This window comes from Oleiphilus sp. HI0079 (assembly GCF_001635105.1).
The window spans coordinates 1-1030 of sequence record NZ_LWFT01000091.1 but is presented as its reverse complement, the minus strand read 5'-3'; the positions used below and the strand labels follow the sequence as shown (position 1 = coordinate 1030).

Annotated in this window: 2 protein-coding genes; both read right to left on the bottom strand. The window is 44.3% G+C overall.

Going from position 1 to position 1030, the window contains the following annotated elements:
- Window positions 1–454: hypothetical protein (locus A3750_RS01380; protein WP_156498296.1), on the bottom strand; the 454-nt coding region annotated here is incomplete at its 3' end.
- Window positions 455–577: 123 nt separating this feature from the next.
- Window positions 578–1030: BRCT domain-containing protein (locus tag A3750_RS01375; RefSeq protein ID WP_304440157.1), on the bottom strand; the 453-nt coding region annotated here is incomplete at its 5' end.

Sequence of the window (1030 nt, the reverse complement as noted above, 5' to 3'; positions counted from 1 at the left end):
CAAAAGACACAAACGTTTCTAGCTCGTCAATTGCAACATCCGAAATAGAAAACTCAACTCTAACAACAATGCTAGAAACTCCATCTGTCACCTCAATCCAATAGGCCGAGTCAAGGTTTCTATCTAAAAGAGCTGACGGTACCGGAACGCCTTGCAACCGGAAGGTATTACCTGAATCATGCACGACAGCCAATTCAACGCGATTTACATCTTCAAACTCACCAATCAGCTCTTCACTCATTCCGCTTTCAGGGTTTTGAATATACCGAACTGCATACCCACCTTGGCCGCCGGTTATTTCAATAGGGATATCTACCGGCGCATACCAGGTCATCTCTGTCGGCAAGGCTGATTCGTTCAAGATTCTGACATCATTATCAGGTAGCTCTGTTTCGCAGGCGACCAGAAAGATCGTTACACACAGTACAAAAAGATGTTGAAAAAGGGGTTTCAAAATAAACGCACTCACCGCTTGGCAGTTATTGTTCTATGAGAAGAAAAAATCTAGTAGTTGAATGGTATTAAAAGGGGTGGAAGTTTTACAGGATGCTGATCAAGAAACGTTCTGTACATCACACTATGCTTGGGAGATTAGCTCCAAAGCTTGCTCCTCAGACAAAATTTCGATGCCAAGCTGCTCTGCTTTCGCCAATTTAGAACCGGCCTTTTCGCCCGCAACGAGAAAGTCAGTCTTGCTAGACACAGAACCACTTACCTTCGCACCTGCATCTATCAACATTGTTTTGAGTTCATCGCGGCTAAAATTTGGTAAGGTGCCCGTAAGAACAAACACCTTTCCTCTCGCTGGCGAATCAGATTTAGAAGCCTGTTTTTTCAAGGGCTTTGGATGTACACCTTTTTCGAGCAATTTATCGACTTGGACGCGATTATCCTCGTTACCAGTAAACGCGAGAACATGCCCAGCTACGATCGGCCCAATATCATCTAAACTCTCGAGCCTTTCCGCCTCAAAAGAAAACAAATCATGAATATCATCAAGCGCTTGTGCTAGTGTCAAAGCCGTGGTTTC